We start from the raw sequence: 19,792 nt of genomic DNA, 5'->3' as shown, positions 1-19,792 counted from the left end.
TGGAGACTGAAATGAGTACTACTGATAGGCGAACTGTTGAAACAGAGACAAGAGTTGATTTCGTGTGGCCGGCAAAGGACTTCTCGCGGGTACCGTACGAGGTATTTAGCGACGAGAAAATCTTTGAACTCGAATTAGATCGTATCTTTAGGGGGCCGGTTTGGAACTATCTCGGGCTCGAGTGCGAGATCCCCAACTGGGGTGACTATCAAACCACGTGGGTGGGAAACATCCAGGTCGTTGTCACGCGTGCAAAAGATGGCAGCATTCACGCCTTTGAGAATAGCTGTGCGCATCGAGGTGCGCGAATCGTCGATAACGTTCGAGGCAATACGAAACGTCACACTTGTCCGTATCACCTTTGGACTTACAACCTGACGGGTGAGCTCACCGGCGTGCCATTCGAGAAAGGGCACAACGGCAAGGGTGGCATGCCGCCGTGCTTCGAGAAAGGTGATCACAACCTGAAGGCGCTGCGTGTGGCGACGCACGGTGGGCTGGTTTTCGGTACGTATGACAACGCAGTCGAGCCGCTCGAACAATTCCTCGGCGAGCACAGTCTTTCGCAGATCGAGCGGTTACTGGGAAAGCGTAAGCCTAAGGTAATTGGCTATTTGCGCCAGAAAATTCCGGCCAACTGGAAGTTGTACAACGAGAATGTACGTGACCCGTATCACGCGTCACTGCTGCATATGTTTCACATTACCTTTGGCATCCAGACGCCGGCGATGGCGGGCGGCATCAAGATGGACGGGGACGCCAAAAATAGCTGGAATCATTCGATTCTCAGCGAAGACGACCATCTCAAGCGTTCGGCCCTCTCCGACGACTACGACGAACTCGGCAAGTGGCAAAAAGACCTCAAGATGCACGACCCATCGATGCTCGAAGTGCCACTCGACCTGAACGACAACTACAAGACGACGATCCTCTCGATGTTCCCGACATTGATCATCGGACAAGTCGACAACACGTATGCAATTCGCCAACTCCGGCCTAAAGGTCCGAATGCAGTGGAACTGCATATCACGTACTTGGGGTTTGAAGATGATACGCCGGAGCAATTGCATAACCGCATGCTGTCTGTGAATCTGATCGGCCCAGGCGGCTACATTTCGCTGGAAGACGGCGAAGCGTTAAGGCGTGTGCAGGAAGGCGTCGTGTCGCGCAGGGGTGAGCATTCGGTGCTCGCGATGGGTGGGATCGGTGAATTGCGCGATACGGATCACCTGATTCAGGAAATCTCCATCCGTGGCTTCTGGAAACACTATCACAAGCTGATGAAGTTCCCCGAAGCGGGACAACAGCAGAACGACAAGAGGGGTGCGCAATGAGCGCGGAACTTCAACAGCGGGTCGAGCGCCTTTTTTTCGACTATGCGGACACACTCGATCAGAAGCGATTCTCCGATTGGCCCGTGTTTTTCACGCCAGAGGCGTGCGACTACCGCATCGTTTCTCGTGAGAACTTCGATGCCAACCTGCCCGCTCCGCTGATGGGTTGTTATACACATGGCATGGTCAAGGATCGGGTCGCGATGCTGATCGCCGACTCGCTCACGTATCAGAAGACCAACCAGCGCCGCTACGTTTCCAATGTGCGGGTCGATCGCCGCGACGATGGAACGATAGAGGCTCGCTCGAACCTTCTCGTCATGCAGTGCGATTTCGAGGGCAACCTCTCCACTTATATGGTGGGGCGTTGCGAGGATGTCATCGTTGAACGGGGGGAGGGGCTGACGTTCAATCGGCGCACGGTAATCGTCGACTCGTTCAGCATCGACAACGTGCTCGCCGTTCCGCTGTAACACGTTGAATAGGAGAGACAAGATGTCAGCCGGAGTCGTTATCGTCGGAGCCGGGCTCGCGGGGGCTGAAACAGCGCTCGCATTGCGCCAGTTCGGCTACATGGGAAAGGTTTGCGTAATAGGACGCGAGCCGTGGCTTCCATACGAGCGGCCGCCGCTGTCGAAGGCCTTTCTGAAGGACGCTCAGCGTTCCCCGCAAAGCCTTTTTATCCGGCCGCAGACTGTGTACGACGAGCATGCGATCGATATTAGGACGAGCGTGGAAGTCCTTTCGATCGATCGACAAGCCAAGCGCTTGTCGCTGTCGCATGGGAATAGCATCGACTACGAGAAGCTCGTGCTGGCGACAGGTGGCGAGGCGCGCATGGTCGATGTGCCGGGCGCCACACTCGCTGGTGTGCACACGCTCAAGTCGATCGACGACGTCGTTGCGCTATCGCCTCAGCTCCGTGCAGGAAGGAAAGTCGCGATTGTTGGGGGCGGATTCGTCGGTATGGAGTTTGCCGCAACCGCACGGTCTTTCGGGTGTCCAGTCACAGTGCTTGAGGCCCAGGATCGGGTGCTCGCCAGATCTCTATCGCCAGTCATTTCTCGTCACCTGGAATCCGTCCACGTTAGCCACGGCGTTTTTCTGCGCACCGGTGTCACCTTGCAGCGGATCGAGGGACGTGATCGCGTTAGCGGCGTGGTGCTCGGCGACGGTACGACGCTTGAGGCCGATCTTGTACTCGTGAGCGTGGGCAATCAACCCTGTGCTGAGCTCGGACCATTGCAAGACATTGTGCAGGGAGGCGGCGTCCTCGTCGATGCAGACGGATGTACATCGGACCCCGATGTGTACGCCGTTGGCGATTGCTGCGCGTCGATACGTGAAGGTTTCGATGTGCCGATTCGCCTCGAATCAGTTCAACAGGCCGTCGCTCAAGCGAAACGGGTCGCCGCGGGGATTGCGCGATATCCACGTCCGCCGGACGAGGTTCCATGGTTCTGGTCGGATCAGTACGACGTCAAGCTGCAAATGGCGGGACTGCCGACGAGAGGCACCCGCGAGATTGTTCGTGGTGAAACCAAATCCGGCAAATTCAGCGTGGTCTTCCTTGCGGGAAATCGGATGACATCGATTCAATGCGTCAATTCACCTGGCGACTTTGTCTGGGGGAGACGCTTAATCGGATTGCGACAGCCTCTTGCGCTCGAAGTGATGAAGGACGCGTCAAAGAGTCTGAAGCAGATTTACGCCGACATGCACGAACGTGTCGGGCAATAAGCCACTGAGTAGAAGGAGGTTGTGGTGTCCAACGTAAAAGTATCTGTCACGGACAGAATAGGTCAGGTCGTTCCGATCGAGGCGTCGGCGGGCACGACGTTGATGCAGGCCATGAAGGATCGTGGTTTGCCTGTCGCTGCTATTTGTGGCGGGGCGAAATCGTGTGCGACATGCCACGTGTTCGTGGAGGAGGGGTTGAGTCGCGTGGGTGTTCCCGACGAAGACGAAAGCGATCTCCTTTCGGAATCGTCGCACTACCGGGTGGGAGCGTCGCGTCTGAGCTGCCAGATCGAACTGCGCGAGGATCTGGAGGGGATAGCCGTGCAACTGGCGCCGGAAGAACGCTAATGGTTGCAATGCAATAGGCGTGGCGCACGGATCAGTCAGGTAGAACAGTGCAGTGAACGAACAGAGAATCACTGATTATTAAATTAGGATAACAAATAAAGTGGCTGCGCACGTTTGAAAAGGCTAGGCAAAGGAGGAGACATGTTTAGGGAAAACGCATCCGTCGCGCTCGTGACGGCCGGCATCTGTTATGCGTCGATTTCTGCTGTGCACGCTCAGAGCATGACGCTGTACGGAATTGTTGATACCGGTGTTGAATACATTAACCACGCCAACGCGGGCGGCAGATCTACTCTCCGAATGCCTGCTCTGACAGGTGAAATGCCTTCGCGCTGGGGCATCAAGGGCAACGAGCCGCTTGGTGGCGGATACGCTGCGATCTTCACACTCGAGAGTGGCTTTACGACCGGCACTGGCACGTTGAGTCAAGGAGGGCGTCTGTTTGGAAGACAAGCGTGGGTCGGCATCGATAGTCCGTACGGGACCGTCACGTTTGGACGGCAGTATTCGATGCTCTTATGGGCCTCATTGATCGCCGACCTATTCGGCCCCAACATTTATGCGACGAGTTCGCTCGACACATGGTTGGCGGCGCCGCGAAGCGACAACAGTCTTGCCTATAAGAAGACATTCAACGGTTTCACCATTGGCGCGAGTTACTCTTTTGGCCGCGACGCGTCACCGAATAATGGCTCGAATACGCCGGGCGAAGGCAATTGCGCCGGCAGCGTTCCCGGCAACGCGACGGCATGCCGGGAATGGTCGGCGATGTTCGAATACGATTCGAGTCACTGGGGGACGGCTGTGGCCTACGACCGGCAGAACGGCGGTCCGGGCTCAGCGGTCAGCCTGTTCAACGGCTTGACGCCGCTTCCATTTGCGAACAGCGGCGACCGCGACTCGCGATTACTGCTGGACGCGTACGTCAAATTCGACAAGTTTCTCGCCGGTCTGCTCTGGGTGAATCGCAATATCACGGTGAATTCGCCCACGGCGCGGACGATCGTTTCGAATCAGCTAGCGCTCGAAGCCCAATATCGGATAACGCCGGCGCTTTCATTGGAAGGCATGGCCCAGTACATCACCGCTCGTCCTCAGGGTACGCACGCTTTCATGGAGAACATCCGGATGACATACGCGGTGTCAGTGCGCACTGCCGTGTACGCGCAACTGGCATTTTTGCAGAACAGTCGAAACGCGGCATTCGATGTTAGCAGCGCCGGCGGGGCGACGCCGGGCAAGGGCATGAATCAGGCGGCTGCGATGTTGGGGGTGAAGCATAACTTCTGATCGTGTCGGGAGAAACTCATCGACTTCCGACTGCGCCGGAACCCGAACAGGTTTGCCGCGGCGACGTTCATTCGGCGGCCGTCTGCGGGCTGTGAGGATGTACTTATTTTTCGCGGGTGCGTTGATACCTATGCTCGGCGACGACCCGCCCAAACGAGCTTACGACTAGGAGTTGACATGAATGACAGTACTTCAGTGCAACTGATGGCCAGCGATGTCTGGCGCGCTCGGCTCTTCACCGGTGGCTGGTGCGCCGGCACCTCGGAAATCGACGTGAACGAGCCCGCCACGGGCAATCGGCTCGGTCGTATAGGCATGGCCGACGCGTCGCTTGTTGCGGCGTCCTGTACTTCTGCATATGAAGCCCAGCCGAACTGGGCAAGTCTGCCCTATGAGGAGCGCGCCGCGGTCATGCGCCGCGCTGCGGGACTGGCTGAAGCTCACCACGACGAGATAGTGGCGTGGATTGTGCGCGAAAGCGGCTCGACTCGCGCAAAAGCGTCGGCCGAAGTTTCGATCGCGGTCAAGACGCTGCACGAAGCCGCTGGTTTGCCGTCGCGTTCAGCGGGTGAGATTCTTCCGTCGGTACCGGGAAGGCTTTCGCTGGCGCGGCGTCGTCCGCTTGGCGTTGTCGGCGTGATCTCGCCGTTCAATGGCCCCTTGTTCCTTGCGATCCGTGCGGTCGCGCCAGCGCTCGCGCTAGGAAACGCCGTCGTACTCAAACCGGATCCGCGTACCGCGGTCTGTGGAGGTGTCGTGATTGCACGGCTGTTCGAACTGGCCGGATTACCTGCGGGTGTGCTTCACATGCTGCCCGGCGATGGTGCCACGGGGGCCGCGCTGACCAGTGACCCGCATATCGCGATGATCCAGTTCACTGGTTCCACGGCTGCGGGACGCAAGGTGGGCGAGGCGGCCGGGCGTCATCTCAAGAAAGTGAGCCTGGAGCTTGGCGGCAAGAACTCGCTAATCGTGCTCGACGACGCCGATCTTGACATCGCAGTGTCGAACGCCGCATGGGGTGCCTATCTGCATCAGGGCCAGGTCTGCATGGCGGCTGGCCGTTTGCTCGTCCAACGGGGTATCCACGATCGGTTTGTTCAGAAGCTGGTTGCGAAGTCCACCAGCCTGACGGTCGGCGACCCGGCCGAAGGCGATGTTGCCCTCGGGCCGCTGATTGACACCGTGCAGCGAGATCACGTCGCTCGCGTGGTTGCCGACGCTCTGCACGCCGGTGCCAAGCTCGAAGCCGGTGGCGGCTATCGCGATCTGTTCTTCGAACCGACCGTGCTGAGCGGCGTTACGCCAGACAATCCGGCGTTCAATGAAGAGATCTTCGGACCCGTAGCCGTCGTCGTGCCGTTCGATAGCGATGATGAGGCGATCGCGCTCGCCAACCGCACCGAGTACGGGTTGTCGATGGGTGTCGTGACGGCGAACGTCGGGCGCGCACTGCGGATCGGCGAGCGGTTGCGCACGGGGCTTCTGCACATCAATGATCAGACGGTTGGCGACGACGTCGTCAATCCGTTCGGAGGCGTCGGCGCGTCGGGCAATGGCACCAGCATCGGCGGTCCGGCAAACTGGGAAGAGTTCACGCAGTGGCAATGGATGACCATCAAGGGCGAAGCACCGCTCTATCCCTTGTAGTCCATGCAGCGAAGACTTCAGGTTTGACAGGTCGCTTCGGCCCGATCACAGCCATCAGACACCGCAGCAATGCCGGGCCTCTCAGCGCTGAGCGATGACCACGTGCGCCTGGATCTTTCCGTCGACCGGTCCCGTGCCGAATCGCTCGGCGATCGCAGTGGCGCACGCGGAGGTAGCGTTGTCCACACCGCCGCCAGAACGGGCCTCGATCTCACTGCGCAGAGGCGTTCCCTGGCAAAGGCCGACGGCTGGCACGCGGGCCGATGTCGCACGGCTACGCGCCGCAATCGTCTCGAAGTGCGGCGCCGCGCTGAAGCCCGCATCCGCGAGGTCGCGTGAGATCAGTTCCGTGTCGAAATAGCCGTGCGGCGTGCGCCTCATGAAAAGTGGAGGATCCGCGGGGAAGAGACCGGCAAGCGTTGCCGTGACGGTATTGGCAAAGTCGTTTTCCTCGATGCGATCCCAGACGTTGAACAACAGCACGCCACCGTTCCGAAGTACGCGCCGAGCTTCGGAAAACGCACGCGCTTTGTCCGGAAAGAACATGACCCCGAACTGGCAGACGACGACGTCGAAACTCGCGTCGTCGAACGGCAGCCGGGTCGCGTCTGCCTGTTGCCACTTGATCGGCCTTGGGGTGCCGATGGCCGCCGCACGATCCAGCATCGGCTGATTCAGGTCGGTCGCAACCAGTTCGACATTCAGGGGTAATGCATGCGCCATCGCGCGGGTCACTGCGCCAGTGCCGGCGGCGGTCTCAAGCACGCGTGACGGATGACGCCCGGCAACCCTGTTCGCGAGATCTGCGGCGTAAGGTTCGAAGAGCAGCGGAACAAGGTGGCTCTCATAGAGCTCGGGGATCGAGCCCATAAAGCGAGTATCGGTACCGAAGCTGTCCATACGCCTCCCTACTGCTATTGCGGTAATGGTAGGCGCAGCCGGACATATTGAACAGTCGTGATGCATCGCCTTCGCATCGCTCGCCTGTGCGGCCAGGATGCTTGCTGCGTTCTAAAACTGCTCCATGACTGACAACGCGACGTCCTTTTGCGATTCCAGTACCCTCAATCGGCCGAGGAGCGCCTCGCGTACCGAGTGGTAAGCGGACTGGCCCAAAGCCAGGCGCAACGGCGGATTCGGGCTGTCAATCGCGACGATCATCGCGTCCACCGTCTTCCCAGCGTCTCCGTAGCTGGCGAAGTTCCCCGACGCAATCGCATTCCGAATCTCGCCGGCGGGCGTAGGGTCATAGCAACTCAGCGGCGTCGCGCGATCGAGACCAGCGCCGAAATTTGTCCGCGTCGGACCGGGTTCCACGATCAGAAAATCGATGCCGAAAGATGAGACCTCCTTTGCAACCGCTTCGACAAAGCCCTCGATCCCCCATTTGGTCGCGTGATAAAGGCTGAAACTCGGATACGCAATTTGACCTCCTTCCGACGACACCTGAACAATGCGGCCACCGCCCTGATTCCGCAGGGACGGAATGGCCGCACGAATCACCTGAATCGAGCCGGTCAGATTGGTCGCGATCTGACGGTCGATCTGCGCGTCCGTCAGTTCCTCCGCGGCACCGAATAACCCGTAAGCCGCGTTGCTGACAACGACATCGAGCCGTCCCATGACTTCGAACGCCTCGGCGACAGTGGCCCTGACCGCGTTCACGTTGGTCACGTCGCACTCCACCACATGCAAACGCTCGCGATGCCGCGCCTGCAAATCGTCCAGCGCCCCTTCTTTGCGTATTGTCGCGACGACTCGGTCACCGCGCGGCAGCAGCCGCTCGGCGAGTTCGCGCCCAAGCCCGCTCGATGCGCCGGTAATCAACCAGTTCTTTGTCATGCTCAGCTCCTGTTGAGTTCTTGCCATTCATACTAGAGCGGTATGATTGTGATGAGAACCACCTTCAATTTGCACGATGAGGTGAGGAATTTTCACCAATGAACAAGCCGACTCTGGCCGACCTCCAGGCGTTCATGGAGGTCGCCGCAAGGCGCAGTTTCCGGCAGGCCGCCGACCAGCTGGGCGTGTCCCGCTCGGCTCTGAGCCACGCCATGCGCGGATTGGAAAACGACCTGGGTGTGCGTCTTCTGCATCGGACCACGCGCAGCGTCTCGTTGACCGACGCGGGCGAGCGTTTCCTGAAACGTCTCAATCCGGTGCTGGGCGATCTCGATGAAGTGCTGGAGGACGTCGCGCGCACCGATGGACAAGTGAGCGGAACGCTCAGAATCAACGGCAGTGAAGGGGCGATCAGGTTACTGTTGCAGGCGGTCGTGCCGCGCTTTCTTGCGCTCTATCCGGCGATGGAACTCGACCTCGTCGCCGACGGACGTCTAGTCGACATCGTTGAAGGTGGATTCGATGCGGGCGTCCGGCTTGGCGAGGCGCTGCACAAGGACATGATTGCAGTGCGATTCGGCGACGACATGCGCTTTCTGACGGTCGCGTCGCCGGGCTACCTTCGCCAACAAGGAAAGCCGGTCACGCCAGAAGATCTTCTTCGGCACCGGTGTATCCGGCAGCGTTTGCCGAGTGGCAAACGGTATCGTTGGGAGTTCTCGCGGCACGGACAGGAATTCACGATCGACCCGCCCGGTGCGCTGACACTGGATAGCAATGCGTTGACGATCGAGGCTGCGATCGACGGGCTCGGGATCGCCTACGTGCCCGAGATGTACGCACGCGCTGCGCTTGCCCGCAAGCGCCTCGTTACCGTGCTGGACGAGTGGTGTCCGCTCGTACCCGGTCTGTTCCTGTACTTTCCTGGCAATCGCCATATTCCCGCAGGGCTGCGGGCATTGATCGCTTTGTTGAAGGAGTCGACGGGAGGCACTTCCAAGGAGAAGCCTGCAATCGGATTACGCTAACGAATCGGCTAATCAACTCGGTCGGGAGATCACATGAAAGCGCGAAATCTGACAGCGTAAGTGCAGACCAAAGGAAGCTGGGATAATCAAGGCCTCACAGCGCAACTTTCGGGGCTAGTCTCCAAGGTGTCGGCGGCGAACCGGAGGTGAGTCATGCCCGAAGAAGTCCAATACAGTCACTCAGCCGACATCCCCGGTTTGATCCTCAGCACGGCTCGGTTTGCCGAGTTTCGCTTTGAGCCGCACTATCATCTCGACAGCCATATCGCACTCATTGCCAGCGGCGTGCAGCGTCAATCGTTCCGTGGGGAATCGCTGTTGCTCACGCGTGGCACCATTCAGCTCATGCCTCCGGGCGAGGTTCACGACGGAGTGGCCGATGCGGACGAGTCGTACACGCTTCAGACATTTCGACTATCGCCTGCGCTGCTGAATGGCTTCGGGGAGGAAATCACGGGCAAGCACTATTTCCCCTCGCAGGCCGCAGTGGTGCTGCAAGATAGCCGCCTCGCAGACCAGTTGCTCAAGATGCATTCAACCCTTCGGCAGGGGATAAACGATCCGATCATGAACGAGACCTACGTTCTGGAATTGCTGGAGTCGCTGTTCGCCCGTTTGAAGCAACCATCCCCCCAAACTATCGCTGGCGCTCTGTCGTCTCAGCAACTGCGACTTGTTCGGGAATTCGTCGAGGCGCATCTTGCCGACAAAATCGTTCTGGAAGATCTATCTCTTCTTGTTGGCCTCGCTCGATTCCGGTTCTTGAAACTGTTTAAACGCACTGTAGGCATGACGCCCCACGCCTGGTTACTGCGCATGCGGCTGGAAAAGGCGATGGCGTTGATCAACGCGAATAGGAACATGCCGATCACCGAAATCGCGCACGCCGTTGGTTTCTGTGATCAAAGCCATTTCACGCGGGCGTTTCGCGAGGCGTACGGCGTGACTCCCGCTCGCTTCTGACGGCGGGGCAGCAATTTTTTACAAGGCGTTTTGCAGACGGACCGGTAGCCTTCGGTTTTTGGCCTCGCGCCCATCTTGGGCGGCCTCCATTCAAGGCAGAAACACCGAATGACTACTTTCAGCTTTCTTGACGACTACAGCGAAGGCGCACATCCCGACATTCTCCGTGCCCTGACTGACTCCAACTACATCCAACAGGCACCTTACGGGGAAGACTCGTACTCTGCCGAGGCGACGACCCGGATCAAGGCTCGCCTGGGGGACACGTTCGACGGAGCGATCCACTATGTCGCAAGCGGGACCATGGCCAACATCGTTTCGATATCCAGCTGCCTGCGTCCGCACGAAGCCGTCATTGCAGTGAGCTCGGGACATATCGTAGTCAGGGAGGCCGGTGCCATTGAGGCAACTGGCCACAAGCTCATCGTCGTTCCCGCTGTAGACGGGAAGCTCACGCCCGCCAATATCGAGGCCGCGCTTGCCAGCAATGCTCATTTTCCGCACATGGCAAAGCCTCGACTTATCTATCTGTCGAATGCAACCGAAACAGGCACCGTCTACTCCCTCGAGGAACTGCGGCAGATCTCGGCGCTAGCAAAGCAGCGAGGCCTCATTCTATTTCTCGATGGCGCGCGCTTGGGCGCGGCGTTGGCGTCAAACAAGAGCGACGCGACATTGGCCGATATTGCTTCCCTCGTCGACATTTTCTGGATCGGTGGAACCAAGGTAGGGGCGCTTTTGGGTGAAGCCATTGTTGTTTGCAATCCGGCGTTGACGGAGGATTTTGCTTTCCACCTCAAGCAACGCGGCGGCATGTTAGCCAAAGGGCGGCTATTAGGCATCCAGTTTCAGGAGTTATTTGGCGTCAAGAATCTTTTCATCGAAAATGCAAAACACGCCAATGCAATGGCGGCCAAGCTCGCCTCAGGGATCGTGTCTGGCGGTTACGCGCTCGGCGCGGAAACGGCTACGAATCAAGTATTTCCAATCTTGCCCGATTCTGTCATTTCGGCTTTGACGCAGCACTTTGCTTTTTACGTTTGGAGAAAGTCGGATAACGATCATTCGGTGATTCGCCTGGTAACGTCCTGGGCCACGCAAGAACACCAGGTCGACGCCTTTTTGGCTCGGCTCGCCCAACATTGAAGGCACACTCAGCCTGCGTCACTCAGTGAGGTGGGTATCTACCAGAGCGATGGGTTTCATCTAGAAATATAGGCTATCCAGATCGAAGGTCAGAGCCTATCGTGCGGGTTTCCGGCATACGCATCGTCTGCCACTTCGGAGATTTCGCATGAAACTGCTACACGTAGATTCCAGCATCCTTGGGCAAGGCTCGGTCAGTCGTGATCTGTCGGCGGAGGTGGCCGCAACCTTCCGGGCCCGCCATTCCGACCTTGCTGTCACTCATCTCGACCTGGCCGTCACACCGATCGGCCATCTGACGGCCGCACACCTCGCGGCCGCGCAAGGCGCGCCGGTCGACGAGGCATTGAAGTCCGACGTCGCTGCGGGCCAGCTCGCGCTCGAGGACTTCCTCGCCGCCGACATCGTGGTCATCGGCGCACCGATGTACAACCTTGGCGTGCCTTCTCAACTGAAGGCCTGGATCGATCGCATCTCTGTCGCCGGGAAGACGTTCAGCTACGGGGAGCATGGCCCGGTCGGACTATGCGTCGGCAAGAAGCTGATCATCGCCTCGTCGCGCGGCGGCGTTTACAGCGAAGGCTCGCCTGCAGCCTTCTTCGATCACCAGGAAACCTATCTGAAGGCGGCCTTCGGTTTTCTGGGCATCACGGATATCACCTTCATTCGCGCGGAAGGCGTGGCGATGGGTGAGGAGGCACGCAATGGGGCCATTGCCTCGGCGAAGAAAGAGACCGCCGCGCTTGCTGCATGACGTAGCACCGCCATGTCCGTTCCACACTTGCCTACCTGCTTCCTGGGTCACGGTTCGGGTTCGTGGTCCTACATGGCGGACGCGTTGCGCCAGCAGTTTGCGATGCTCAGCAAGCGTTGATCGATACCGGAAGGGAACCGGTCATGCCGATGCCTTCTGGTGGTATCGGCATGGCCGGCATCCGCTTGCAGTTGTCTGACCAAGGCAAAGGAGTCTCTACATGACCCATTCCATCCACGGCAATAAACGCTGGCTAGCGCTGATCGTTCTGTGCCTCGGCGTGCTCATGATCGTGCTCGATACGACGATCGTGAACGTTGCATTGCCGTCGATCGCCGCGGACCTCGGCTTTACCGAAACCTCGCTGGTGTGGGTGGTCAACGCGTACATGCTGACCTTCGGCGGCTGCCTGCTGCTTGGCGGGCGGCTGGGCGATCTTTACGGCCACCGCAAGCTGTTCCTCGGCGGCATTACGCTGTTCACGCTGGCGTCGCTCGCATGCGGCATGGCTAATTCGCAAATCCTGCTGGTATGCGCGCGTGCCGTGCAGGGTTTGGGCGGTGCGGTCGTCTCCGCTGTTTCGCTGTCGCTCATCATGAACCTGTTCACTGAACCCGGCGAGCGTGCCAAAGCGATGGGCGTGTATGGCTTTGTTTGCGCGGGAGGCGGCAGCATCGGCGTACTGCTCGGCGGGTTGTTGACCAATCTGCTGAGTTGGCACTGGATCTTTCTCGTCAACTTGCCCATTGGCATCGCCGTCTATTCGCTGTGCGTCGCGCTCTTGCCGTCGGCACGCGGTCATGCGCATGGCGAACGGCTAGACGTGGCCGGCGCGGTGACGGTAACTGCTTCGCTGATGCTCGCCGTGTACGCAGTCGTGAACGGCAATGAAGCGGGTTGGACCTCGGCGCAGACGCTGGGCCTGCTGCTTGCCGCGCTGGCGCTGTTTGCCGTGTTTCTCGTTATCGAGGCGTGCGTGCAGCATCCGTTGATGCCGCTCGGCCTGTTCCGGTTGCGCAATCTCGCGACTGCCAATGTGGTCGGCGTACTCTGGGCGGCTGCGATGTTCGCGTGGTTCTTCATCTCCGCGTTGTATCTGCAGCGCGTGCTTGGCTACCGGCCCATGCAGGTCGGGCTCGCGTTTTTGCCGGCCAGTCTGATCATGGCGTTCTTTTCGCTGGGGCTGTCGGCGCGCGTGGTGATGCGCTTCGGTCTGCGCCTTCCGCTTGCCGTTGGGCTGCTCGTCGCGGCGTGTGGCCTCGCGCTGTTCGCACGGGCACCGATCACCGGCAGCTTCATGCTCGACGTGTTGCCCGGCATGATCCTGTTCGGCTTCGGTGCGGGCATCGCATTCAATGCCGTGCTGCTGGCGGCCATGAGCGACGTCGATCCGAGCGATTCGGGCCTCGCGTCCGGTATCGTCAATACATCGTTGATGATGGGGGGCGCACTCGGCCTCGCGGTGCTCGCAAGTCTCGCCGCCGCGCGCAGCGACGCGATGCAGGCTTCCGAAAGCGCGACGGTGGCGCTCAATAGCGGCTATCACGTGGCGTTTCTGGTCGGTGCGATCTTCGCGGCGGCGGCGGGAGTGCTGGGCGGTTTGTTGTTGCGCCCTGGGCAGCCGGGCGGCGCCGGCGCGCGACCGGTTGCTGACAGTCACGGCGTAACGACAGCGGGCCCCGCACCCACAACCGGCAACGCGGCAGCGACAGAGCACTACTGATCGAACACGAGCCGTGTCGGCAGTCGATCACGCCGGATCGCGAAACCGCAGGCGCGATCGAATGCGCCGGATCGCGGCTGGCGATGCATGGCTTCATGCAGGCGTCACTACCCGGACGTCTATATCGCTAGTCCCAAACCGTTTGTCTGAAGCAAGTCGACTGATGAGATACTGGTCAGCCTCGAACGGTTTTGTGTGCGGGTCCGGAATGCTACGATCACAGGCGGTCCGAACGCGTCGCACTTGTTCATCGATCTCATCGATGCCGCGCGTTGAACGCACGGACTTGCTCGAATAATTGGCAATCGTGCCGACCGATTCGCTCTAGCCGCAGACCGATGAAAGTATCGAGAGGTTCCGGAATCATTCTTCGATAGGCTGCCCTTGCAGCCAAGGATGCCGACCAATGATCATGGCCGAATTCAATCAGCCGCCTGCCTCGTCGCCAGCGCCGGCCGTCGTCGACCCGTTGCAGGATCCGGCCCTGCTGCGCCGCCTGCTACGCGCCAAAGACCGCATGGATGCCGCCTCGCACGAGGCCTGGCCCGTCGAACGCCTGGCCGCGGTCAGTGGCGTCTCCGAGGCCCATTTCGCTCGCTCCTTCAAGCGGGCCTTCGGCATCCCGCCGCATCGCTACCTGCTGACACGGCGCATCGAGCAGGCCAATACCCTGCTGCGCGACACTAGGCTCAGCATCACGGAAATAGCGTTCGCCACCGGTTGGGAGAGCCTGGGTACCTTCGGCCGCATCTTCCGCGACATCACTGGACGAAGCCCCAGCGCCATGCGCCGGGAGGCGCAGGCCGCCATGCAGCAGCTCGACCGCGTGCCCGCCTGCGTTCTGAAGGCCGCGCAGCGTCCCGATCTCACCATCGCAGTTTTGGAGAAGCGCCGCCGCGTGGCCAAAGGTACATTCCGGCCATCAACCAAGGAGGTGTCATGAACCAGGGTATTAGTGTGGTCGGCTTGTACGTCGACGATCAGGACGAAGCGCTCAAGTTCTACGTCGACAAACTCGGATTCCGCGTGCATACGGACGTGGTCAACGGTCCCTACCGGTGGCTCACAGTCCAGCATCCGGACCAGCCCTCGTTCCAGCTCGGACTGTTCAAACCCGGCCCGCCTATCCACGACGATACCACCGCGCAGACCCTGCGCGCGATGGTCGCGAAGGGGGCCATGCCGCCGCTCGTCCTCGTGGTGTCCGATTGCCGCGCCAGCTACGCCCGGCTAAAGGCTAGTGGCGTGGAATTCACCCAGGAGCCGGTCGATCGCTTCGGCAGCGTCGACGCTGGTTTCCGCGACCCCGCCGGCAACGGCTGGAAGATGATTCAGGAGCCGCGAAGCACGACGTGAGTAGTCACTCAAACGTCGTACGGCGCGGATAGCGGTCATCCGCCTCATTGGTCAACTGCACTGGTTTCCCGGTGAGCGGTTGGAGTGATATTGCGCTCCGCCTCGATATTTTCGAGGGCTTTTTGCGCCGCCAGTACGGCGTTGTACACGGCGCGGCAGCGTGCGTATAGCCGCTCGCCCGCGGGCGTGACATCCACGCGCCGGCTCGTTCTGGTGAGAAGTGATGCTCCAAGCGCCTGTTCCAGGTCGATGACGGCACGACTCAACGTCGACTTGCTTACGCGGACTTCCTTCGCGGCTGCGCTGAAGCTTCTGTGCTTGACTATGCAGGCGAAGTACACAAGGTGGTTTGCCTTGATCATGGTCGAGTGACTGCCTGTCTGTCGTGTGATGGTATGTCGGTTTAGCACTGACTCCGGGCTCATGCGCCGCCGTCGACCGGGACTGCCGGCGCGAGCCGCATCTTGCCAATGATGCGAAGCAGGCTCGCGTCCGGCGTGATTGGTAACGCGCACTCCCTCAGGGTTCGACGGCTTCGGCCAGCGCCGGATAGTCGATATAGCCGCGCCCGTCGCCGCCGAAGAAGGCATTGGGGTTCGCAGCGTTCATCGGTGCGCCGGTCTTCAGGCGCGCGACGAAATCCGGGTTGGCCAGCACCATCTGGCCATAGGCTTCCAGCTCGGCGAGCCCCGAGGCTACATCGGCTCCAAGCTCGTCGCGGGGGCGGCCCGGTCGGTTCAGGATCAAGACGCCCGTCCAAAGCTTGCGAATGTCAGCGACCAGCGGCTCATTGCCCTGATGCGTGATGTGCAGGTACGCCAGACCGAGCTCGTCCAGTTCAGCCACCAGATAGTGGTAGAGCGCCGGTCCTTCGGCGCTTTCGTCGATGCCCCACCGCGTCATGCCGGGTGACAGGCGAATGGCCGTCCTGTCAGCTCCGATTTCGTCGGCGATAGCAGTGGCCACCTCGCTGGCAAAGCGGGCGCGGTTTTGGATCGGGCCGCCATATTCGTCGGTGCGGGCATTGGCGCTTGGCGCGAGGAACTGATGGACCAGGTAGGCATTCGCGCCGTGGATTTCGACGCCATCGGCGCCGGCCTCGATCGCGCGGCGTGCCGCGAAGCGGAAGTCGGCCACGGTCTGGCGCACCTCCTCGGTCGTCAGCGCACGCGGTACCGGAATATCCTGCATCCCCTTGGCCGTGAACATCGGCGTAGCGGGCGCGATGGCCGAAGGCGCGACGCCCTGGCGATGATGCGGCGTGTTCTCCGGGTGCGACATGCGCCCCGCGTGCATGAGCTGGATGAAGAGATGGCCACCGCGATCATGCACGGCAGAGATGATCCTCTTCCATCCGGCGACATGCGCGTCGGAATAGATGCCCGGCGTGGCGAGATAACCCTGCCCATCGTCCGAGGGCTGAGTCCCCTCAGTCACGATCAGGCCGACGCTCGCGCGCTGCGCATAGTACTCGGCGGCCAACTCTCCCGGCGTGCCGTCGAACCCGGCGCGGCTGCGGGTCATCGGCGCCATGACCAGACGGTTCTTCAGTTCCAGCCTGCCGAGGCGAACGGGCGCAAGCAGTCGTTCAAGTGCGTTCGTAGTCACGATCAACTTCCTTTTCAAAGACGTGAGCGCTACTGTACAAAGCAGGAGATTGTTGAAAAAGTGGGTAAATCCGATAACTTTATCTACGTGGATAGATAATCGACATGGACCAACTGCTTGCCATTCGCGTGTTCGCCCGTGTTGTTGAAGCGGGCGCATTCACCCGTGCCGCCGACTCGTTCGAGATGCCGCTCGCCACGGTGAGCAAACTCGTGCGTTCACTGGAGCAGCATCTCGGCGTCAAACTGCTTCAACGAACGACGCGACGCGTCACCGTCACGGCCGAGGGTGCCGCGTACTACGAGCGCACCTCGCGCGTGTTGAAGGAACTCGAGGACATCGACTCGGGTTTCGCGAGCGCACATCAGCGTCCGCGAGGACGGTTGCGCATCGACATCGGCTCGGCGAACGCAAGCGGCGTGTTGATCCCGGCACTGCCCAACTTTATTGCGCGATATCCCGACATTCGTGTCGATCTCGGCGTGAGCGACCGGCAGATCGATCTCATTGGCGAGAACGTAGATTGTGTCGTCCGCGGTGGCAGCGTAGACGAGCCCTCGCTAGTCGCACGTCCGCTTGGCCGTGCATCGTGGGTGACATGCGCGACGCCCGATTATCTGAAGGAGCACGGCAGGCCGATGCATCCCGACCAGCTGAAAAGCGGCCATCGGATCGTGAGCTACGTTTCTGCACGGACGGGACGCGTGTTGCCGATGCGTTTTCAGAAGGGCAGCGAGCGAATCGAAATCGGCAGCTTACAAGGCATGGGGGTGAACGAGAGCAACGCCCATGTCGCGGCTGCGCTGGCCGGTCTCGGCGTGATTCAAACCTTCTCGTTTGCCGCGAGGGACGCGATCGCGCGTGGCGAACTCCTGCCTGTTCTGTCGACGTGGCAACCGGATCCATACCCTTTCTTCCTCGTGTATCCGCCAGACAGGCATATGAGCCAGCGGTTGCGCGTCTTTATCGAATGGGCGACGGAGCGGTTTGCACACAAGTTCGATCGGGCAACGTAGCCGTCGTTGCGAACGCGGCCGGCCAGGTGTGGGCTAAGCGAACTTCTGTGCTAATCGGCCGGCATGAACTCGCTTGACAATGGTCTTATATGCCCATAATATTTTCTCCAAGATCTTAACGTTTGATCCAACATGACTGCGTCTCGGCCGGCAATCAATCCTGGTGTATGTAACAACACCGCTCTGCGTAAAGCCGCGCGGCGCTTGACCCGCTTCTATGATGCCTGCATGGTGGAAACCGGTTTGCGGGCCACGCAGTACACGATCTTGAGTCTCCTTGCCAGCCGCGGGCCGACGACAATGGCCGCGCTTGCCGACGTGTTGTCGATGGATCGGGCAACGATGGGACACAACGTTCGCCCGCTCGAGCGCGACGGGCTGATCACGATTCAGGTCGGGCGCGAAGATCGCCGGGAGCGAGAACTAGCGTTGTCTACCTTGGGCGCCAAGATAGAGGCGCAAAGCAAACCATCGTGGCAGAAGGCGCAAGCACGCTTCGAAAAGGAATTTGGAACGGAGGACGCGTTGGCGATGCGGCGATTCATGGCTCGAATCGTGCAACTGGACCTGACCATGGATCAAGAGACTTTCTGAGGTCAAGGGCGCCACATCTGCATTGAGATCCCCGCGACATGCGGCGAGAGTATCCCGTTCTCTCGCCGCAAAAAAATTCCATATACGGGCATATGAGACTATATATCGTGGATATTCGATCGTTGGGTGTGCGCCGCAACCTCCTCTTTGCACTTTCCTTTTCATTGATGACTGCCGTGACTTCCGCGCACGCTGCCGAAGTTACCGCAAGCGATACGCAGGAGATTCATGACTTGTTCCTGCGTCAGGCCGCCGCCGAAACGGCCCATGACATCGACGCGCTCGACGGCACGCTGGCGCATGCCGTTCCAGGTCAGCCAGACCCTGTCTCGTTCGTGGCTCGCGCGTACCGGTTCTGGGGCAGGGATGCCGTCATGGAGCACTTCCGCAAGGCTTTCACGGGTACGTGGCGCGTTGAACCGGATCAGAGCGCCATAAGCATCATTCCGTTGAACGGCGACACGGTGCAGATCTATGCACCGACTCGCGTCACACTCGGAGCAGCCGGCCAACCCGCCAGAACGGCGACATTTCTGATCAACGAGTTTGCGATCCGGACGCCATCCGGTTGGAAGATCTCGGCGGTAATTCCCGTTCCTGCCGAGTGAATGGGAGATGCACATGCGCATACAGAAGACACTCGTTTCATTCTTCGCGGTTGTGATCCTTGCGGCCGCCAATGCGACTGCATACGCCGCCGCCACGCATCGTTTCACGGAGAAAGACAGGCAAGAGGTCAAAGACGTCTTTCTCCGGCAGGCAGCGGCCGCTACGGCGCATGACATTGTCGCGTTCGAGCGCGTACTGGCATCCGCGCCAGCTGGCCAACCCGACCCGATCGCGTTCGTGGCTCGCGCCTACCAGTTCTGGGGGAAGCCCGCGCTCATCGAGCATTTCAAGGAAACCTTCAAAGGGGTGTGGAAGTTCGAGCCGAACGTCGAGAGCATCAAGATTGTTCCCCTGACCGCAGACGTTGCCCAGTTGTACGCCCCTACGCAGATTACCCTTGGCGCTTCGGAAGCGTCAGCGAGGAGCGCTCCGTTCCTCGTCTATGAAGTCGCTGTCCGAACCCCGGAAGGGTGGCGGATTGCGTCGATCGTGCCTGTGCCGGCGCCTGCGCAGTAGATCCGATTTTCTCTGTCAACGAGCAAGAGAGACGGAAGCCGTCGTCTGCTCTCGGAATAGAGGGCCGCAGATCTTCCGTTATGAAGATGTCGCCGGCGCGGTCTGCGGGGCTGACGAAGTCCTGATACGCGTCGATGCGATCTCAATCGAGGGCGGCGATCCCGTCAATCGCAAAATCGGCCCGCTTGCCCGCGTACGGATTCTCCATTACGAACTCACGAGCCAACCAGGACTTTTGACGATTCGGCCATCAAGGCGTTGCTCGACGATGCTGT

Annotated in this window: 21 protein-coding genes; 17 read left to right on the top strand and 4 right to left on the bottom strand. The window is 60.1% G+C overall.

Translation table 11 applies throughout. The features are described from left to right. Positions 1–11 precede the first annotated feature (11 nt). From P0D96_RS37700 to P0D96_RS37675, 6 genes are all read left to right on the top strand, one after another. Positions 12–1,334, top strand: coding sequence for an aromatic ring-hydroxylating oxygenase subunit alpha (locus tag P0D96_RS37700; RefSeq protein ID WP_408318805.1), 1,323 nt, complete (start codon positions 12–14; stop codon positions 1,332–1,334). Beyond that, positions 1,331–1,807 (top strand): aromatic-ring-hydroxylating dioxygenase subunit beta, encoded by a 477-nt coding sequence (locus P0D96_RS37695; RefSeq protein WP_408318804.1) that lies wholly within the window; start codon positions 1,331–1,333, stop codon positions 1,805–1,807. The genes P0D96_RS37700 and P0D96_RS37695 overlap by 4 nt, the downstream gene beginning before the upstream one ends. Before the next feature lie 22 nt (positions 1,808–1,829). Beyond that, positions 1,830–3,074, top strand: a complete 1,245-nt coding sequence (locus P0D96_RS37690) for an NAD(P)/FAD-dependent oxidoreductase (protein ID WP_408318802.1) — start codon at positions 1,830–1,832, stop codon at positions 3,072–3,074. 24 nt (positions 3,075–3,098) lie between these two features. After that, the gene (locus P0D96_RS37685) at positions 3,099–3,422 is read left to right on the top strand and encodes a 2Fe-2S iron-sulfur cluster-binding protein (protein WP_408318800.1); all 324 of its coding nucleotides are present in this window, start codon (positions 3,099–3,101) and stop codon (positions 3,420–3,422) included. A 141-nt stretch (positions 3,423–3,563) separates the two neighbouring features. Then, positions 3,564–4,712 carry a porin gene (locus P0D96_RS37680; protein WP_408318798.1) on the top strand — a complete coding sequence of 383 codons (1,149 nt, stop codon included), beginning with the start codon at positions 3,564–3,566 and terminating at the stop codon, positions 4,710–4,712. Positions 4,713–4,889: 177 nt separating this feature from the next. Beyond that, on the top strand, positions 4,890–6,362 hold the full coding sequence (locus P0D96_RS37675; protein WP_408318796.1) for a benzaldehyde dehydrogenase: 1,473 nt from the start codon (positions 4,890–4,892) through the stop codon (positions 6,360–6,362). Positions 6,363–6,443: 81 nt separating this feature from the next. Here the strand turns inward: P0D96_RS37675 and P0D96_RS37670 are convergent, their stop codons facing one another. Beyond that, positions 6,444–7,262 carry a class I SAM-dependent methyltransferase gene (locus tag P0D96_RS37670; RefSeq protein WP_408318794.1) on the bottom strand — a complete coding sequence of 273 codons (819 nt, stop codon included), beginning with the start codon at positions 7,260–7,262 and terminating at the stop codon, positions 6,444–6,446. A gap of 111 nt (positions 7,263–7,373) precedes the next feature. After that, positions 7,374–8,204, bottom strand: coding sequence for an SDR family oxidoreductase (locus P0D96_RS37665; RefSeq protein WP_408318792.1), 831 nt, complete (start codon positions 8,202–8,204; stop codon positions 7,374–7,376). A 98-nt stretch (positions 8,205–8,302) separates the two neighbouring features. On the opposite strand from P0D96_RS37665, the gene P0D96_RS37660 reads away from it, so the two are divergent. The 7 genes from P0D96_RS37660 (at position 8,303) to P0D96_RS37630 (ending at position 15,174) form a co-directional block, all read left to right on the top strand. Beyond that, positions 8,303–9,232, top strand: coding sequence for a LysR family transcriptional regulator (locus P0D96_RS37660; protein WP_408318790.1), 930 nt, complete (start codon positions 8,303–8,305; stop codon positions 9,230–9,232). A 153-nt stretch (positions 9,233–9,385) separates the two neighbouring features. Continuing rightward, positions 9,386–10,195, top strand: coding sequence for a helix-turn-helix transcriptional regulator (locus P0D96_RS37655; RefSeq protein ID WP_408318788.1), 810 nt, complete (start codon positions 9,386–9,388; stop codon positions 10,193–10,195). A 108-nt stretch (positions 10,196–10,303) separates the two neighbouring features. Further along, positions 10,304–11,341 (top strand): threonine aldolase family protein, encoded by a 1,038-nt coding sequence (locus P0D96_RS37650; RefSeq protein WP_408318786.1) that lies wholly within the window; start codon positions 10,304–10,306, stop codon positions 11,339–11,341. Positions 11,342–11,489: 148 nt separating this feature from the next. Continuing rightward, entirely contained in the window at positions 11,490–12,095 is a 606-nt protein-coding gene (locus tag P0D96_RS37645) for an FMN-dependent NADH-azoreductase (protein ID WP_408318784.1), read from the top strand. 220 nt (positions 12,096–12,315) lie between these two features. Continuing rightward, positions 12,316–13,818, top strand: a complete 1,503-nt coding sequence (locus tag P0D96_RS37640; protein ID WP_408318782.1) for a DHA2 family efflux MFS transporter permease subunit — start codon at positions 12,316–12,318, stop codon at positions 13,816–13,818. Between the two features lie 412 nt (positions 13,819–14,230). After that, positions 14,231–14,761: a helix-turn-helix domain-containing protein gene (locus P0D96_RS37635; protein ID WP_408318812.1), complete on the top strand. Its 531-nt coding sequence runs from the start codon at positions 14,231–14,233 to the stop codon at positions 14,759–14,761. After that, positions 14,758–15,174 carry a VOC family protein gene (locus tag P0D96_RS37630; RefSeq protein ID WP_408318780.1) on the top strand — a complete coding sequence of 139 codons (417 nt, stop codon included), beginning with the start codon at positions 14,758–14,760 and terminating at the stop codon, positions 15,172–15,174. The genes P0D96_RS37635 and P0D96_RS37630 overlap by 4 nt, the downstream gene beginning before the upstream one ends. Positions 15,175–15,218: 44 nt before the next feature. On the opposite strand, the gene P0D96_RS37625 is transcribed toward P0D96_RS37630, so the two are convergent. Both P0D96_RS37625 and P0D96_RS37620 read right to left on the bottom strand, forming a co-directional pair. Beyond that, entirely contained in the window at positions 15,219–15,536 is a 318-nt protein-coding gene (locus tag P0D96_RS37625) for a LysR family transcriptional regulator (RefSeq protein ID WP_408318778.1), read from the bottom strand. A 157-nt stretch (positions 15,537–15,693) separates the two neighbouring features. Next, on the bottom strand, positions 15,694–16,782 hold the full coding sequence (locus tag P0D96_RS37620; RefSeq protein ID WP_408318776.1) for an alkene reductase: 1,089 nt from the start codon (positions 16,780–16,782) through the stop codon (positions 15,694–15,696). Between the two features lie 104 nt (positions 16,783–16,886). On the opposite strand from P0D96_RS37620, the gene P0D96_RS37615 reads away from it, so the two are divergent. The 4 genes from P0D96_RS37615 to P0D96_RS37600 all read left to right on the top strand — a co-directional run bounded on the left by P0D96_RS37615 (position 16,887) and on the right by P0D96_RS37600 (position 19,517). Then, a complete protein-coding gene (locus P0D96_RS37615) occupies positions 16,887–17,798 on the top strand; it encodes a LysR family transcriptional regulator (RefSeq protein ID WP_408318774.1) in 912 nt (303 codons plus the stop codon). A 204-nt stretch (positions 17,799–18,002) separates the two neighbouring features. Further along, a complete protein-coding gene (locus P0D96_RS37610) occupies positions 18,003–18,392 on the top strand; it encodes a MarR family winged helix-turn-helix transcriptional regulator (protein ID WP_408179343.1) in 390 nt (129 codons plus the stop codon). 107 nt (positions 18,393–18,499) lie between these two features. Next, positions 18,500–19,000, top strand: a complete 501-nt coding sequence (locus P0D96_RS37605) for a Cif family virulence factor (RefSeq protein WP_408179345.1) — start codon at positions 18,500–18,502, stop codon at positions 18,998–19,000. Positions 19,001–19,013: 13 nt separating this feature from the next. Then, entirely contained in the window at positions 19,014–19,517 is a 504-nt protein-coding gene (locus P0D96_RS37600) for a YybH family protein (protein WP_408283184.1), read from the top strand. Positions 19,518–19,792 lie beyond the last annotated feature (275 nt).

Origin of the sequence: Paraburkholderia sp. RL17-347-BIC-D (genome assembly GCF_046027915.1) — a bacterium.
Taxonomy (GTDB): Bacteria; Pseudomonadota; Gammaproteobacteria; order Burkholderiales; family Burkholderiaceae; genus Paraburkholderia.
The sequence above is the reverse complement of the archived record's forward strand: the minus strand, read 5'-3'. Positions and strand labels throughout refer to the sequence as shown.